The sequence below is a fragment of the Butyrivibrio sp. NC2002 genome (assembly GCF_000702265.1).
GTDB lineage: Bacteria > Bacillota > Clostridia > Lachnospirales > Lachnospiraceae > Butyrivibrio.
The window spans coordinates 84,789-101,899 of record NZ_KL370881.1; the positions used below are offsets into that span (position 1 = coordinate 84,789).

Here is a 17,111-nt window from a genome sequence, read left to right on the forward strand (position 1 = left end):
GAAAAGCCCCAAGTTGCCACGAAAACAAGGGGACTTGTTGCTTTTTTGCTTTCAGCGCAAACATCCCAGGGAGTGAAAAACCCCAAGTTGCCACGAAAACAGGGGGACTTGTTGCTTTTGAGGAATTCGGAAAATAATAGGCTGCAAGAAGTCATGACTGTTACGTCGTTGACTCAAAAGGGAGGAACCATCATGATGAAGTCATGATTTGGAATGGTTCCGACCGATAGGGCAGGCTTGCGGAGCAATCGTGCCAATACATAATATACGAGGAAAAAAATGGAAGAAAAAAAGCACAAGAGAAGAGTTCATTACTCCGGGAAATACCCGAAAAAATTTGAAGAAAAATATAAGGAACATAACCCTGAAAAATATGCGGAAACAATACAACACGTAATAAGTAAGGGCTCAACACCTGCCGGAATGCATATATCGATCATGGTGCAGGAGATACTTGATTTTTTGCAGATAAAACCGGGGCAGCAGGGGCTTGACTGCACACTTGGATATGGCGGTCACACAGGCAAGATGCTGGAAAAACTGGATGGAAAAGGCACAATATACGGCCTTGATGTTGACCCGATAGAATCTGAAAAAACCGTTGAGAGATTAAGAAAAGCCGGTTATGGTGAAGATATTTTCAAATTCAGATTGATAAATTTTGCAAATATAGATAAGGTATGTGAAGAAGCCGGTAAGTTTGACTTCGTATTGGCTGACCTTGGCGTATCATCCATGCAGATAGATAATCCGGAGAGAGGTTTTTCCTATAAAATAGACGGGCCTTTAGACCTAAGGCTCGATCCTGCACACGGACAGAGTGCTGCGGAGAGGCTTAAAAGCATAACTGAGGAAGAATTCATTGGGATGATGGTTGAGAATTCCGATGAACCCTATGCAGAGGAGATAGCCTCCAAGGTATTTTCACTTATGGCCAAGGGAAAAACTATGGATACGACTACAGCTCTGCGCGAGGCTATACAGGAAGCGCTGTGGAAGGTTCCGAAGGAAGAAAAAGAACAGGCTGTAAAGAAGTCCTGCGCCAGAGTTTTTCAGGCACTGCGCATAGATGTTAACAGCGAGTTTGAAGTGCTCTATTCATTTTTGGAGAAGCTTCCGGGAATCCTTAAGCCGGGAGGAAGAGCAGCGATACTGACTTTTCATTCAGGTGAGGACAGACTTGTTAAGAAGTCCTTCAAGGAACTTGCAAAGGAAGGAGTTTACCTGGAAGTATCCAGGGATGTAATAAGACCATCCGCTGAAGAATGCAGGATCAATCCAAGGAGTAAGTCAACCAAAATGAGATGGGCTATAAAAGCCTGAACTCTGAGCAACAGATGAAGATATTACTAAAAACGTGTACTGAAATTGGAGACAAAAGATGACAGATTACAAATTACTTGCAAAGCAGCTTAAAGCACTTGCACAGGATGAGCCCAAATACATGCCTGTTTTATCGAATGCGTCAGCACTGATAAATGAAAACCTTGAAGACCTTAACTGGGCAGGTTTTTATCTGATGGACGAAGGATCACTTCTTCTTGGACCCTTTCAGGGAAAGGTTGCCTGCATAAGGATTGCCCTTGGAAAAGGCGTTTGCGGAACTGCAGCCAAGGAAGATAAGACTTATCTTGTACCCAATGTCCATGAATTTTCAGGACATATCGCCTGTGACAGCGCATCAAACTCTGAGATCGTTGTTCCAATCCATAAGGACGGAAAAGTTATCGGAGTACTAGATATAGACAGCCCAAGTCTTAACAGATTTACAGAAGAAGATAAAGCAGGACTTGAGAACTTTGTTAAGGTACTTGAAGAAGTTACAAGATTTTAGAACCTTTTCCATCAAGATACTCTTGCGATACCATCGCCCTAAATTCAGCAGACAATTTTGATTTAGACATAAAAAATCCCCCTTAAGTAGATTTGGTTATTTACCTTGTCTACTTAAGGGGGATCATATCACATTGACAAATCCTTCTTTTTAATATAATATCTCAAATAAATTTAACTATAATTACTTTAAGTAAAATACCGTATATCAAAACACGACAGTAATTGTAAAACTAAATCACAAGGGGAGAGGATGTTAATGGATATAAGCGGAAAAGAACTAAAGCATGGCATAATTCAGGGAGGAATGGGCGTTGGAGTATCGCTCTCAAATCTTGCCGGAAGCGTAGCAAAAGAGGGGTGCATGGGAGTTATCAGCTCAGTAAATATTGGCTTTAATGAGCCTGATTTTTTGACTGATCCATTCGAAGCAAACATAAGGGCATTAAAGGAACATATTAAGAGGGCAAAAGAGATTTCAGAGGGAAACGGGCTTATCGGTGTAAATATCATGGTCGCAGTAAGTCACTATGAGGAAACAGTTAAGGCGGCTATTGCAGCAGGCGCTGATGCTATTATTTCAGGCGCAGGCCTTCCTCTTAATCTTGCGGAGCTTGTAAAGGGATCAAAAACCCTCTTTGCGCCTATTGTTTCCAGTGGCAGAGCTGCTATGCTTCTTTGCAGGACATTTATCAAAAAAGCAGGAATACTCCCTGACTTTATCGTAATAGAAGGACATCAGGCCGGAGGACATCTTGGTTTTTCTGCAGATGACCTTGAGGGGGATACCTGCCAGCCTAATCTTCAGATATTACAAGACGTTAAGGAAGTGATAAGACCCTTTGAGGAACAGTTTAAAAAGAAAATCCGCATCTTTTTAGGCGGTGGCATTTTCTCTAAACAAGACATAGAACTGGCTGTAGAAGCAGGAGCAGACGGAGTTCAGATAGGTACAAGATTTATTGCTACCAACGAATGTGATGCAGATGATGTATTTAAGCAGGTGATCGTGGAAGCAAAAGAGAAGGACATACGCATCATAAAAAGTCCTGTGGGAATGCCCGCAAGAGCGATATACACGCCACTGCTCCAAAGACTCGAAGCGGGAGAAAAATTTTTTGCAAAGACCTGTAACAGCTGCTTAAAGGCATGCCCCAAAGGAGATAAGATTCCGTATTGCATAAGCAGGGCTCTCATTTCAGCGGTTAAGGGAAATAAAGAAGAGGGACTGTTTTTCTGTGGCGAAAACGCATCAAGAATAGACAGAATAGTTCCTGTCAAGGAGCTGATAGAAGAGCTCGTATTATAGAATTTTTCTGACAGTTTCTCCAAAAGCATGTTTACTATTCATGCTCTATGAAGTAATCTTATGAAGAATAATATGAAATCATAGAGGGAATATGTCATGAAAAAAGTTAACAAATCAGTAGTTTTTGCAATCTTTTTTATTTTAGTATTTGCTGCAGCAGTTTTTCTTATAGCATCAATGCTCTACCTGTCAAACCAGCTTAGGAAATTTAAAGTAGACACCTTCGTTTTGTGTAACGAGGCGGACATCTGCGTTGCAGAAAGCAGCGAAGGGCGCTACAGGGTAGACCCTGATAATCTTATGGCTATAAATGCGCTTTTATCCTCGACAACAGGATCGTTTACTGTAAAAGATCCCAAAGAAGAGGACAGGATAGATCTTTCGTTTACACATGACAAAGAAGAATGGCACATGACGATAATAAAAGCTGAAGGCAACAAGCTTGGAATACAGCTCGACGGCGCAAGAAACTACAAATTTTATCTAAAGGAAAACAAAAAGTTCGCAGAACTTAAAAAGGCTGTATCAAAAGATGGATACAACACGTCTAACAAACCCTTCTGACTCCGGAGATATGATGGCAATTTGAGCAATATTCAATGAAAAGATGGCAAAATAATTGCAGACATTTCCCGGGAAATATGTGAGCATAATTAGGTGCTTAATGAAGGTAGTGTAAAGCAAGTTATGAAAACATTAGACCGTCCTAAGGAATCCACCGCAAGCGGTACCCCCTTAGGACCACGGAGGGAATGTTATGGCAAAAAATCCTATAATTCCGGCAGATTTTCCGGACCCGGACGTAATAAGAGTCGGGGATACATATTATATGGCGAGCACCACCATGTTTCTTATGCCCGGTGGTGACATTCTTAAATCAAAAGATCTGGTGCACTGGGAGATAGCATCTCATGTCTTTGACAGTCTTGGAGATGATGATCAGTACACATTAAAAAACGGCAAGCATGCCTACGCAAGAGGCATGTGGGCGCCTACATTCAGATATCACGAAGGTACATTCTACCTTTCTTTTTCCTGCAATGAGAGGAAAAAATCTCTTCTGTTTACGGCAGATAAAATAGAAGGCCCATGGAAAATGCAGGAGATGGGGGATTTCTTTTATGACTCATCTCTGTTTTTTGATGATGATGGAAGAGTATATATCGTTCACGGAAATACAATTGTAAAGATAACAGAGCTCGATACTAAGACCTGGGGAGCAAAAGAAGGCGGCCTTTCAAGGATCCTTATTCAGGATGAACCCGGTCAGCCCCTTGGCTTTGAGGGATCGCACCTGTATAAATATCAGAGCAGATATTACCTTTTTACCTGCCACATGCCCAAAGAAACTCAGGGCAGAAAGACAGAGTGCTGCTTTATTTCAGATACTTTAGAAGGCGAATTCAAAGGGAAAACCGTATTAAACGATGCAATGGGATACAGACCTGCACTTCAGGTTGCGCAGGGCGGAATGGTTGATGATCCTGAGGGTAATCTTTATATGTTCATGTTTCAGGACAGAGGGGCAATAGGCAGAGCGCCTGTGATCTTCCCTATGACCTTTGATGATGAAGGCTATCCCATGCCGAAAACTGATGACGGCAAGGTTCCAATTTTGTTTGGAGGAACAGGCAATGCAATCGGCATCGTAAAAGGTAATGAAGCAGAAGACGAATATGTCTGCGGACGCGATAAGTTTTTTGGAGATGAAGATTTTAGTCAGGCTTCGGTAAAAGAGCTGCTTGATAAAAAGCTCTGGTGGCAGATATCCCACAACCCTGACTGGGACAATATCAGCATTGAAGACGGCAATAAACTTAGGATAACTGTGGGAAAAACTGCCGATAATCTCCTGCAGGCCAGAAATACACTTACACAGAGGTGCCCGGGGGATATCTGCACAGGCGAAATAACACTTGATGCATCAGGACTTAAAAATGGCGACTTTGCAGGAATATGTGCTTATAGCGCTCACTATGGCGGGATATGCCTTGGAAGAGAAGATGACAAGATATTTATTGCCAAAATAGAAGCCGATGCAGAGACTGAAAGCGTTATGGGAGATAAGGACTTTTTTGAAAGAAAACCTGTTATCACCAAAATCTGTGACCTTGGGGAGACCGACTATAAGAGCGCGGATGGAAAAGAAATCTTCAGACTCCGCGTGACAACAGATTTTAGAAATGATCCCGACAAGTGCTCATATGAATACAGAAACGGCGATAGCTGGGTGAAGGTCAGCGGCGAGCACCTTATGTATTTTAAACTTGATCTTTTCATAGGATGCAGATTCGGATTGTTTGCGTATGGCACAAAAAATACAGGCGGCTACGCGGATTTCTCAGATTTTAAGATAGTAGTGAAGTAACAAATGATTTACCGGAGGAAACATGCAAAATACCAGTACTGAGCATCCGGACAGGATCCCGGATATAGATTACAGATATGATTCATTTGACAATGGCAAGGTCCTTCATGACAAAAAGAAGGGACACCTCCCTGCTATGGGATGGAACAGCTGGAATGCTTTTGGAAGCGGCAATACAGAGCTTCTTACCAAGGCTATGGCAGATAAGATCATAGAGCTTGGACTTGATAAGCTTGGATATAAATACCTTGTTCTGGACGATGGCTGTTATAAGGAAGAAAGAGTTGGTGGCAGGTTATTAAACGAAGAAGGAAAGTTCCCCTCAGGCTTCAAGGCACTTGCCGATTACATTCATGATAGAGGTCTTAAATTTGGTATGTACAATGACATCGGTACAAACCTCTGCGCAGGAGCCTATGTGGGAACCTGCGGACATGAGAAGGAGGATGCGGCTTCTTATGCAGATTGGGATGTCGATTTTCTGAAGGTGGATAACTGCTATTATCTCTGGGATAACGCTACATTTTCGGATGCGGCAAATGCAAAGTATGTTTTTGCTCCGGCTATCGGCCAGGTGAAGATATGCTTTGAAGGAGATAAAGAAACAACTGCGGATAAAAGCAAACAAGATATAACTTTCGCTGATGAACAGATTTTTACTCCCGGAGTAAATATGACAACGGAGGGTGATGGCTTTAAAACTAAGACAATAGAAGATAAGGTGTTCTTTACAGATATAGGAACCTTTGACGGAACCGGTCCTGCAAGGACTCCCTACGGATGTCAGAGCGGCGAGGTGAGCATTAGATTTAATGCTAAGGAAAGCGGCAACTACAGATTTACAATAGAGAATATCAAGGGAAAAGAAGAGGGGCTTGGAAGCTGGCTTCAGATCGCTGCTAATAATACAGATAAGGGCGGCGAAACGATCTACCTTTTTGACGGACTTCTTGAAGGATCTGAAGATGGTGCAATATCAGAGGATGAGTTTGTATTATTCCTTGAAGAAGGCAGTTATACAATAAGGCTCATGAACCACAGAAGACAGGAAAATACACTGTTTTCATATGCTAAGCTGCTTGAAGGTCTTAAAGAAGCCAAAAAGGATCACGACATAATCTTTTCTCTGTGTGAATGGGGCAAAACACAGCCACAGAACTGGGGTAAAAAGGTCGGTGACTCATGGAGGATACTCAATGATATTACTTTCTCCGTGGGAGCTGATGGAGATCCCGGAAATGCAGCATGGATCAATGATTATACATGCTCTGTCACAAGCCAGTACAACAAAGCGGTTATAATGGATAGCTTTGCAGGACTTGATAAGGGCTGGAACGACCCTGATATGATGGTTGTAGGCATGAATGGCCTTAGCCTGACACAGCAGAGAACCCACATGACTATGTGGTGCATGATGAATTCACCTCTTATGCTGGGGCTCGACCTTAGAAGAGTAAGTAAGGGCGATGACCTCTATGAGATAATTGCAAATAAAAAGGCTATAGATCTTAACCAGGACAGCCTTGGAATTCAGGCAAAGAGAGTTTTTTGCAGCCTCCTCGATAAGGATTTTGATACAGAATATGTGACAAGTAATGACAGAGTTGACATCCTTGCAAAGCCCTTGTCAGACGGAAGTATCGCGCTTAGCTTCATAAACTTAAGCGCAGATAAGATGGATGAGGAATACAGCGTATCAGTAAAAAAGGTCGCTTCTTTGTTTGAAGGAAGAGCTGAGCTTACAGCAATTAAAAATGCATCAGCATACAGACTGGAAAATATCTGGACTGGGGAGGAAAGCCGGGTATCCGGAGATGAAGTTGGAATTTCAGAACTTGAGCCTTACGATCAGGTTACACTTAAGATTTCCCCGCTGTAAAAAGTCACGTTATAATATAGACATGATCTGCACAATGATCATAATGATATAAGCAAAAATGGATAAGTTAAGAATTTTTTCAAAGACAGAAATGACTAAAAAAGAGGCCTCGAAAGAGGCCTACGAATATGTAAAAAACAGCTTGATGGAAGAGGATGAACAAAATTATATAAGGGCATCCGTCCTAAAAGATCTGTTTGACTGCGGAGCCTGCGTAATGAATGTTGCGCAGGTTTTTCTTAAAGGGATTATTTTGCCCAAAACAGATAGAGAATTTGGAATGAATGAAGAGCTGACACTGGCAGACCTTCTTGAAATAGAAGACAGGATATTTCATAGAGAAAAGCGGATTGTTCCTGAAAATGCAAAGGAAAACAGTGAGGCTGCATGCAGGATAGCTGCAGATGAATATAAGGGGAATCTCATAGTAGATGTGCGTGATGAAGAGAGCTTTTTGCAGGGGCATCTGCAAGGGGCCATAAACATCCCTCTTGAAAAAATAAGGATAAATCCGCATATCATAGGAAATGATAAATATGAACCTGTTTTATTTGTATGTGCAAGAGGCATAAAGAGCAGTATTGCTGCAGAATATGCCATCAGCGCCGGATATATGAATGTTTTCTATGGATCAATCTGATGTGCTAAAATATTAGAATGTGGAAAAAGATTTTTATCTGATAAATACTAATAATATCGATAAACAAGGGGAATCAGACCATGAATATATGCTTACTGAATGACTCATTTCCGCCGATAATCGACGGCGTTGCAAATGTAGTAATGAATTATGCCAGAATAATGACAGAGGATATCGGAGCGAAAGTAATAGTGGGAACGCCCAGATATCCGGGTGCAGATTACGATAATTATCCCTACAAGGTGGTTGCTTATCCAAGCCTTGATACTACTGAGCTTGTTGCGGGTTATCGCACAGGCAATCCCCTTTCTATAAGGGGAATCGGACAGATGGCTGCTTTTAAGCCTGACATTATCCATACCCATTGTCCTGCATCTTCAACCGTCATGGCAAGGATACTTGAAAATCAGGTTGACTGCCCCATCGTTTTTACCTATCACACCAAGTTCGATGTTGATATAGCAAGAGCTGTCGGTGAAGGCTTCCTGAAAAAAGAAACCATCAAAGCTATGGTGAAAAACATCTCAGCCTGCGATGAAGTATGGGTGGTTTCGGAAGGTGCGGGAGAAAACCTTAAGTCCCTTGGATTTGAAGGAAATTACAGAGTGGTTTCAAACGGGGTAGACTTCCCCAAGGGAAAAGCTTCGCCGGAAACGGTAAAGGAAGTTACCAGCCGTTTTGACCTTCCGGAGAATCTCCCGACCTATCTTTTCGTAGGAAGGATCATGAAATATAAAGGACTTCCGCTTATCATCGACGCGTTGAATATCCTTTCACAAAAAGGAATAGACTACAGAATGATATTTGTCGGCGGAGGAGCTGACAGGGAAGAGCTTGAAAATAAGGTAAAAGAGTACAAAATAGCGCTCGACAGCGTAAATGAAAAAGGGGAAATAGAGCATACAGAAGCAGCAAACGGCAAAAGCGGGAAGATCATTTTTGCAGGTCCCGAGCATTCAAGAGAAAGGCTAAGAGCTTATAATACGAGGGCGGATCTGTTCCTTTTCCCGTCAGTGTATGACACTAATGGAATCGTTGTAAGAGAGGCAGCAGCCTGCGGACTTGGAAGCGTTCTTATAAAAGGCTCCTGTGCTGCGGAAGGGATAACCGATGGAAGAAACGGCTATCTGATAGATGAGACAGCAGAGGCAATGGCAGAGCTTCTTGAAGAGACTGCGGATAAAAAGGACGAAATGCACCGCGTGGGAAACTGCGCTATGGATGAAATCTATATCTCATGGGAAGATAGTGTAAGAGATGCCTATAACAGATATGGAGAACTAAAGGCCATGTTTGACGACGGGGCTTTGCAGAGAAGAAGAAAACACAGCTCCGACTATGTTCTTGAAACAGCCTCGATAATCATCAAGGGAACGAACCATGTATTTGACCTGCCAAGGAATTTCTATGACGGCATGAAAGAAAACTTTGATGAATTCAAAGAAAACTGGGATGAGCTGAAAACCAACATAAATGATTTCACAGATGATATCAAAGGAAATATCACAGATTTTACAGATGATATCAAAGAAAATATCACTGACCTGACAGATGATATCAAGGAGCAGATTTTCCATGGAGATAAAAAAGCAGGGAAGTAACGATTGGTACAAAAAAATGAGCTTTTACCAGATATGGGTAAGAAGCTTTGCAGATGGAAATGGCGATGGAATAGGCGATCTGTATGGCGTGTATGACAAGCTGGAGTACGTAAGGGACCTGGGAGTTGACGGTATATGGTTTTCACCGCTCTACCCTTCACCCAATGCTGATTACGGATATGATATCTCTGACTACATGGATATTCATCCCGATTACGGCACGCTTGATCAGTTTAAGAAGGTTCTTGATAAAGCCCATGACCTTGGACTTAAGATAGTAATGGACCTTGTTGTAAACCATACCTCGGATGAGCACCGCTGGTTTATTGAGAGTAAAAAAAGCAGGGACAACCCATACAGCGATTACTATATCTGGAGAGATAAGCCAAATAACTGGGACAGTATTTTCGAAGGGAAAGCCTGGGAATATTGTGAGGAAAGGGATCAGTACTATCTTCACATTTTTGCAAAAAAGCAGCCAGACCTAAACATGGATAACCCCAAGGTCAGGGAAGAGGTTAAAAAGATTATGCGCTTCTGGCTAGATATGGGAGTTGATGGATTTAGGGAGGATGTCATCAATTTTATCTCCAAAAAAGAAGGACTTCCTGACGGACTACCCTTTATTCCTGCGGTAAATGGCTTGCCTTATTACAAGGACGGACCACATATTCATGAATATATGGCTGAGTTCAGACAGGTATGCAGTGAGTACGATTGCTTCCAGATAGGTGAGGGACCGATGACCACTTTGAATTCGGCCATGAAGTATCTGACAGGTGATACCAAATCGCTGGATATGATGATTTCCTTCGACCATATGATGGCGGACTGTATCTACACAGAATATGTGCACAGGCCTTTTTCACTTGTAAAGTTAAAAAAGGCATTTTCGAAGTGGCAGTACGGACTTGCAGGAAAAGCGTGGAATCTGCTTTATCTGGAAAACCACGATCATCCAAGAATTATCAGCAGGTATGGGAATGAGCATTACTGGAGAGAGAGCGGAACCATGCTCGCCGCAAGCTACCTGTTCCAGAGGGGTACACCCTTTATCTATCAGGGGCAGGAAATCGGCATGATGAACATAAAGCTCTCAAGGATAGAGGACTACATCGATGTTTCCAGTAAGAATAACTACAATACCTATCATTTAAAGGACTCTGTTGAAAAGAGGCTAAAGAGGATCCACATCTCAAGCAGAGACTCTTCCCGCACACCCATGCAGTGGAGCAGCGGAAAGTATGCAGGTTTTTCTACGCATGAGCCGTGGTTTTTCATAAATTCAAATTATGTCACGGTTAATGCAGAGTCTGAGATGGAGGATGAGAACAGCATTTTGAATTTTTATAAGAAGTGCCTTAGGCTGAGAAAACAGTCAAAAGCACTTCTGTATGGAGAGTACAAGGAATATTTTCCAAGCGATCCCAATCTCTATGTATACGAAAGAAAGTATGAAGATGTGCGATATCTTATTATATGCTCATTTACAAAATTCCCTTTGAAGGTCAGATTTCCCAAGGAATATGAGAACCTGAAAGGGCAGCTTGTTTTGTGCAATTATGTGAATAGCGATAGTAAGGGCGAAGGATATAAGGATTCTTTGGATGAAGGCCTTAGGGATAAGATGCACAGTACAGTTAGCAAAATAGCAGCTGAGCATGGATTTTTCAGACCTTATGAAGCAAGAGTCTACAGATTCAGAGATAAAAGGTAGTGTAAAGCAAGTTATGAAAACATTAGACCGTCCTAAGGAATCCACCGCAAGCGGTACCCCCTTAGGACCATAAATAAAGGAACAGATATGAAAATATGGATTACAAGGCACGGTCAGACAGACCTTAATGCCCAAAAACTAATGCAGGGAAGAACAGATATGCCCCTAAACGAAGTCGGCATTGCCCAGGCAAAGGCAGCCAGGGAAAAGATCGGAGACGTGAAATTCGATGCGGTATACGCAAGCCCTTTGGACAGAGCGATAACAACAGCATCCATTATAGCAGGTGTCGACAAGAGTCAGATAATAACCGATGAGAGAATTATCGAAACCGATTTTGGAAAATACGAAAAAAGACCTTATGGAAAAATGGGATTATCGATGTCCCTTTATTGGGCGCTCCCCGAGGTCTTTAAGGCTCCAAAAACTGTTGAGACCACCGACATGATGATTGAAAGAAGCCACAGCTTTTTAAGGGAACTTGAACAAAAGGATTATGAGAATGTACTTGTAGCTTGCCACGGCGGAATAATCCGTGTGATAAGAGGCTATCTTGAGGATGCAAAAAAAGGTTATATCTGGAGACCCAGACCTGAAAACTGCGAGATAAGAGTATATGAGTCTGTAAATGGTGCTCACAGACTTATAAAAGACATTCTTTAACAGGAATCTGATTAAAATCCGTTAATGTTTTTTTCACAAAAATATAGTAGAATATTGCCGTTATGGATTTATTTGATTATGCAAGACAAAACAGCATGAAGAGAGAGTCACCGCTTGCTGCCAGAATGAGACCTACGACACTTGATGAGGTTGTGGGACAACAGCACATTATTGGCAAGGACAAGCTTCTTTATCGTGCAATAAAAGCAGACAAGATAAGTTCTATCATCCTCTACGGACCACCCGGAACGGGAAAGACAACACTTGCCAAGGTTATCGCTAACACGACCAAGGCCGAGTTCATGCAGCTGAATGCTACCGTTGCAGGTAAAAAGGATATGGAAGAGGTCGTTGCAAAAGCTAAAGAGAACCTTGGAGGCTTTGGCAGAAAGACTATCCTTTTTATTGACGAGATACATAGGTTTAATAAGGGGCAGCAGGACTATCTTCTTCCGTTTGTCGAGGATGGTACTGTTATCCTTATAGGAGCAACCACAGAGAACCCTTACTTTGAGGTAAATGGAGCGCTTATTTCCAGATCTGTGATCTTTGAGTTAAAACCTCTTGAACCGGAAGATATCAAGGTTTTACTTAGACGAGCAGTTACGGATACAGAGAAGGGAATGGGCGGATATGATGCCGTTCTTGAGCCGGACGCAGAGGAATTCTTATCAGAGATCGCAGACGGCGATGCAAGACATGCGTTAAATGCCATAGAGCTGGGCATCCTTACAACTGACAGGAGCAGCGACGGCAAGATACATATAACTGCCGAAGTTGCAAGGGAATGTATCCAGAAGAGAGTTGCAAGATATGACAAAGATGGTGACAACCATTACGATACCATTTCTGCTTTTATTAAGAGCATGAGAGGCTCGGACCCTGATGCTGCCGTTTACTACCTTGCAAGAATGTTAAATGCGGGAGAGGATCCCAAGTTTATTGCAAGAAGAATAGTGATCTGCGCGTCAGAGGATGTGGGCAATGCTGATCCCATGGCGCTTCAGGTTGCGGTAGCAGCTTTTCTTGCAACAGAGAGGATCGGAATGCCCGAATGTCAGATAAATCTTTCACAGGCAGCAAGTTATGTTGCAACTGCACCTAAGAGTAACGCAGCTGTTAATGCGATTTTTGAGGCTACGGAAACAGTGAAAAAAACAGGAAATCTGCCGATTCCCACTCACCTTCAGGATGCACATTACAAGTCAGCATCCAAGCTCGGCCACGGGATCGGATATAAATATGCACACGATTATCCAAATAACTATGTTAAGCAGCAGTATTTGCCCTACGAGTTAAACGGCAAGGAATTTTACAGACCTTCCGGAAACGGATATGAGGTTAAGATCAAGGAACACATGAAGTTTTTGAAAGATAATGCCCAAGGAGACAGTAATTGAAAAATCCCCTTATTAAGATAAAGAAAGCAATAGATGGTTTTGCAGGGAAAGTCGGAAAGGTACCTGCAAAGAAATTAAAGATAATTGCAGTATCAGCAATAGCTGTAGCAATCGTAGCTATAGGATTTATGGCGCTATACACAAGCGGGGTCATATTTAAAAGCGATGACAACAGCGGCATAGAAGTTCAGGAAATAACTTACGAAGTACAAGAGAATGAAGCTGAAAAGAGTTATTTAAGTAAGGACCTCTTGCAGGCTATAACTGATTCCGGAGAAAGAGTTAAAAATGCAATCGATGCCAGACCTGCGACAGTGGAGGTTCCGGAGGAAGAGCTTTCATCTTATGTAAAGATCGACAACTGCCTTATAGCAGACGGAGGAAAGGTAGAAGTATCTGCCAGTGCCCAGGCGCTTCCCAAGTCTGATGATAAGTACTATTATCTCTTCGATATTGCAACCTACGAGGATGAGCTTCCGGAGGGTGCTGAGCCTATTGACAAGACCTATAAGGATACAGCATTTACTTTGGATGGCCTTTTAAACAAAGGACAGGCAGACTCAAGGCTCTACAGGAAATTCCTGGTAGCTGTAAAAAGCGGAGATACATACAAAACCGTAAGTCACCCTTCTTATGTAACAAATCCTGAATATATCGCTTCATATAATTATTCGGGAATGAGTCACAACTCAAAAAAAGGACTTTTGGTAGATCCATCAAGACTTTCAGAGCTTGACGATCTTGGAGTAAACTATGCTACCTACAACATACCGCTCAACAATTTCCTTACGACCAGTTCGGCAGGATCTGTTGGATATACTTATAATGGTGTGACCTATTATTTTAATGCGGCCATACTTCAGCAGTATGATTATCTTTTTACAACGCTTAATGCCAAGGGAATCGATGTTGCTGCTATTTTATTAAATAACGTATCACCATCCAATTTTCCCGAGATAACACATCCAAGTGCCAGAGGAGGCTCAACAGCACCTTATTATATGTACAACGCAACGGATGAGAGTGGAGTTAATGCACTTGCTGCGGTGGCAACCTTTTTATCATCGAGGTATTCAGGTTCTGGACACGGCAATGTTTCGATGTGGATAATAGGCAATGAGGTCAATGCCAAGAAGGAATGGAACTATATGGCTACCTCGGACATCAGCGCTTATACCGCTGCTTACACAAGAGCATTCAGAGTTTTCTATAATGCTATAAAGAGTGTGAATGCAGGTGCTGGTGTTTATATTTCCCTGGATCAGCAGTGGAACAGGAACAGAAGTAACAATCCCGATTTTGATGCAAGAGACATGCTTGATATTTTTGCGGCATCTCTAAGGGAGTATGGAGATATAGACTGGGGAGTTGCACACCACCCCTATTCATATCCTAATGAAAACACCCCTTTTTGGAATTCTTCAAGCCTTGTTACCAATTCCGCAGATACTTCTATAATTACCATGAATAACATAGAAGTTTTGACTAATTACATGCAGCAGGAATCGATGCTTTCTCCTTCTGGAAATGTCAGATCGATCATATTAAGTGAGATGGGATATTCGTCCACCTCTGGCGAAGCTCTGCAGGCAGCAGCTTTTGCCTATGCTTACACTAAGATAGCAAGTAACAGCTGTATAGATGCCATGATGCTCTCAAGACAGACGGATGCAGCTGATGAAATTGCCCAGTTCGGTCTTGCGCTTGGACTGTGTACAACATCCGGGGCTCACAAGTATATCTATGATGTGTATAAATACATAGATACTCCACGCAGGAACGAAGTTATAGCCTTTGCCAAGCCAATAGTCGGGAAGGACTTTTGACCATAGAAATTACTAATTTATCAAGCAAAACAGGAGGGTTATGAAAAGATGACAAACGCAGAAAAAGCATTGAAGCTTCACGAAGAGTGGAACGGAAAACTGGAGATCACATCGAAAGCCAAAGTTAGATCAAGAGAAGACCTTGCGCTGGCTTATACTCCCGGAGTAGCAGAGCCCTGCAAACTGATTGCAGAGGATAAGGAACTTGCTTATAAATACACTACCAAAGCTAACACAATAGCTGTAGTATCAGACGGAAGTGCAGTGCTTGGACTTGGTAATATCGGTCCGCATGCTGCAATGCCTGTTATGGAAGGGAAAGCAGTTTTGTTCAAGGAATTTGCAGGGGTAAACGCAGTTCCAATATGTCTTGACACACAGGATACCGAAGAGATCATTAAGACTGTAAAGTATCTTGCACCTACATACGGCGGCATCAATCTGGAGGATATATCGGCACCCAGATGTTTTGAAATAGAGGAAAGACTTAAGGCAGAACTCGATATACCTGTTTTCCATGATGACCAGCACGGAACAGCCATCGTTGTTCTTGCAGGTGTTATAAATGGATTAAAGGTAGTCGGCAAAAAGAAGGAAGACTGCAAGGTAGTAGTTAACGGAGCAGGAAGTGCCGGAATTGCAATAACAAAGCTCATGCTCAGATATGGCTTTAAGGACGTTACAATGTGTGACAGAAACGGCATTATCTGCAGCAGTTACGAGAACCTCAACTGGATGCAGAAAAAGATGCTCGATGAGACAAACCTTTCTGATAAGAGCGGAAGCCTTGCAGATGCTCTTGTAGGAGCAGATATATTCGTAGGTGTTTCGGCGCCCGGAATTGTTTCGGAAGATATGGTCAGGAGCATGAACAAGGATGCAATCCTTTTTGCTATGGCCAATCCCACACCTGAGATCATGCCTGACCTTGCCAAAAAAGCAGGAGCCAGAGTCATTGGAACCGGAAGATCGGATTTCCCCAATCAGGTTAATAACGTCCTGGTATTCCCCGGTATCTTCAGGGGAGCACTTGAGGCGAGAGTATCACAGATAACAGAGGATATGAAGCTTGCAGCGGCAAATGCACTCGCTGATCTTATCAGCGATGATGAGCTTTCAGAGGAGAATATCCTTCCTGAGGCATTTGATCCCAGATGTGCAGATGCAGTATCTTCAGCAGTTAAGAAGTTCGCAAAGTAAAAGCATTTTTTTGAGAGGCAATTAATGAGTTCACAGTATCTGACTTTATATAAAATGATAGTTTTGTATATGCTTAAGCGTTCATCAGACAGGCTTAGTAAAGCGCAGATATACGATTTTATTCTTGATAATGAATATACTAACTTTCTGACTCTCCAAGAGGTCTTCGGAGAACTTGCGGAATCTGAGCTTATTACGGAAACAAGCGAGGGTAACCGCACCTATCTTATGATGACACCTGCCGGCGAGGAGGCGCTTGGATTTTTCGGAAACAGGATCAATCCGGCAATAAAGGAACAGATAGATCTGTACTTCAAGGAAAACGGCATGAAGATGATAGATGATACATCCATAAATGCCTATTATAAAAAGACAGCAGAAAACGAATATACAGCCTATCTGTCTGCAAGAGAGGGTGGAAGTTCAATAATCGATATCTCCATTCCTCTTTTCACCGAGCCTATGGCTGAATCCGTATGCGACAACTGGAGAAAAAAGAACCAGGACATCTACCAGTACATTATGAAGGAACTTATGTAAGTAAGACCTGCGCATTTAATACCGTCGTCATGGCGCCTTGAAGCGGGTGCATGGCCTCCCGGTATGCGGGGGAACTTCGTTAAATAAAAAACCTTTGCTAACCTTAATAAATATTAAGGTTATGCAAAGGTTTTT

At 42.4% G+C, this 17,111-nt stretch carries 15 protein-coding genes; all 15 read left to right on the plus strand.

Translation table 11 applies throughout. The features are described 5' to 3' along the window. A partial coding sequence (locus T543_RS16090; protein WP_035768632.1) for a hypothetical protein occupies positions 1–207 on the plus strand: 207 nt, incomplete at its 5' end. 72 nt (positions 208–279) lie between these two features. Next, complete coding sequence (gene rsmH / locus T543_RS11420; RefSeq protein WP_035768634.1) at positions 280–1,323, plus strand: 16S rRNA (cytosine(1402)-N(4))-methyltransferase RsmH; 1,044 nt, start codon at positions 280–282, stop codon at positions 1,321–1,323. Between the two features lie 58 nt (positions 1,324–1,381). After that, positions 1,382–1,834, plus strand: a complete 453-nt coding sequence (locus T543_RS11425; protein ID WP_035768636.1) for a GAF domain-containing protein — start codon at positions 1,382–1,384, stop codon at positions 1,832–1,834. 258 nt (positions 1,835–2,092) lie between these two features. Beyond that, entirely contained in the window at positions 2,093–3,142 is a 1,050-nt protein-coding gene (locus tag T543_RS11430) for an NAD(P)H-dependent flavin oxidoreductase (protein ID WP_035768638.1), read from the plus strand. A gap of 96 nt (positions 3,143–3,238) precedes the next feature. Next, on the plus strand, positions 3,239–3,706 hold the full coding sequence (locus T543_RS11435) for a hypothetical protein (protein ID WP_035768640.1): 468 nt from the start codon (positions 3,239–3,241) through the stop codon (positions 3,704–3,706). Positions 3,707–3,899: 193 nt separating this feature from the next. Continuing rightward, a complete protein-coding gene (locus T543_RS11440; RefSeq protein WP_035768643.1) occupies positions 3,900–5,510 on the plus strand; it encodes a glycoside hydrolase family 43 protein in 1,611 nt (536 codons plus the stop codon). 22 nt (positions 5,511–5,532) lie between these two features. Further along, positions 5,533–7,389: an alpha-galactosidase gene (locus T543_RS11445; protein ID WP_035768646.1), complete on the plus strand. Its 1,857-nt coding sequence runs from the start codon at positions 5,533–5,535 to the stop codon at positions 7,387–7,389. Between the two features lie 58 nt (positions 7,390–7,447). After that, positions 7,448–8,029 (plus strand): rhodanese-like domain-containing protein, encoded by a 582-nt coding sequence (locus tag T543_RS15365; protein WP_051638737.1) that lies wholly within the window; start codon positions 7,448–7,450, stop codon positions 8,027–8,029. Positions 8,030–8,109: 80 nt separating this feature from the next. Continuing rightward, positions 8,110–9,630, plus strand: a complete 1,521-nt coding sequence (locus T543_RS11455) for a glycosyltransferase (protein WP_051638738.1) — start codon at positions 8,110–8,112, stop codon at positions 9,628–9,630. Continuing rightward, positions 9,605–11,347, plus strand: coding sequence for an alpha-glucosidase (locus T543_RS11460; RefSeq protein WP_051638739.1), 1,743 nt, complete (start codon positions 9,605–9,607; stop codon positions 11,345–11,347). The genes T543_RS11455 and T543_RS11460 overlap by 26 nt, the downstream gene beginning before the upstream one ends. An 87-nt stretch (positions 11,348–11,434) precedes the next feature. Beyond that, on the plus strand, positions 11,435–12,010 hold the full coding sequence (locus T543_RS11465) for a histidine phosphatase family protein (RefSeq protein ID WP_035768648.1): 576 nt from the start codon (positions 11,435–11,437) through the stop codon (positions 12,008–12,010). 62 nt (positions 12,011–12,072) lie between these two features. Beyond that, positions 12,073–13,410 carry a replication-associated recombination protein A gene (locus T543_RS11470; protein ID WP_035768649.1) on the plus strand — a complete coding sequence of 446 codons (1,338 nt, stop codon included), beginning with the start codon at positions 12,073–12,075 and terminating at the stop codon, positions 13,408–13,410. Beyond that, positions 13,407–15,236, plus strand: coding sequence for a DUF5722 domain-containing protein (locus T543_RS11475; RefSeq protein WP_035768651.1), 1,830 nt, complete (start codon positions 13,407–13,409; stop codon positions 15,234–15,236). Before T543_RS11470 ends, T543_RS11475 begins: the two co-directional genes overlap by 4 nt. A gap of 48 nt (positions 15,237–15,284) precedes the next feature. Further along, the gene (locus tag T543_RS11480; RefSeq protein ID WP_035768653.1) at positions 15,285–16,436 is read left to right on the plus strand and encodes an NAD(P)-dependent malic enzyme; all 1,152 of its coding nucleotides are present in this window, start codon (positions 15,285–15,287) and stop codon (positions 16,434–16,436) included. 24 nt (positions 16,437–16,460) lie between these two features. Then, positions 16,461–16,976: a DUF4364 family protein gene (locus tag T543_RS11485; protein WP_035768655.1), complete on the plus strand. Its 516-nt coding sequence runs from the start codon at positions 16,461–16,463 to the stop codon at positions 16,974–16,976. Positions 16,977–17,111: the final 135 nt, after the last annotated feature.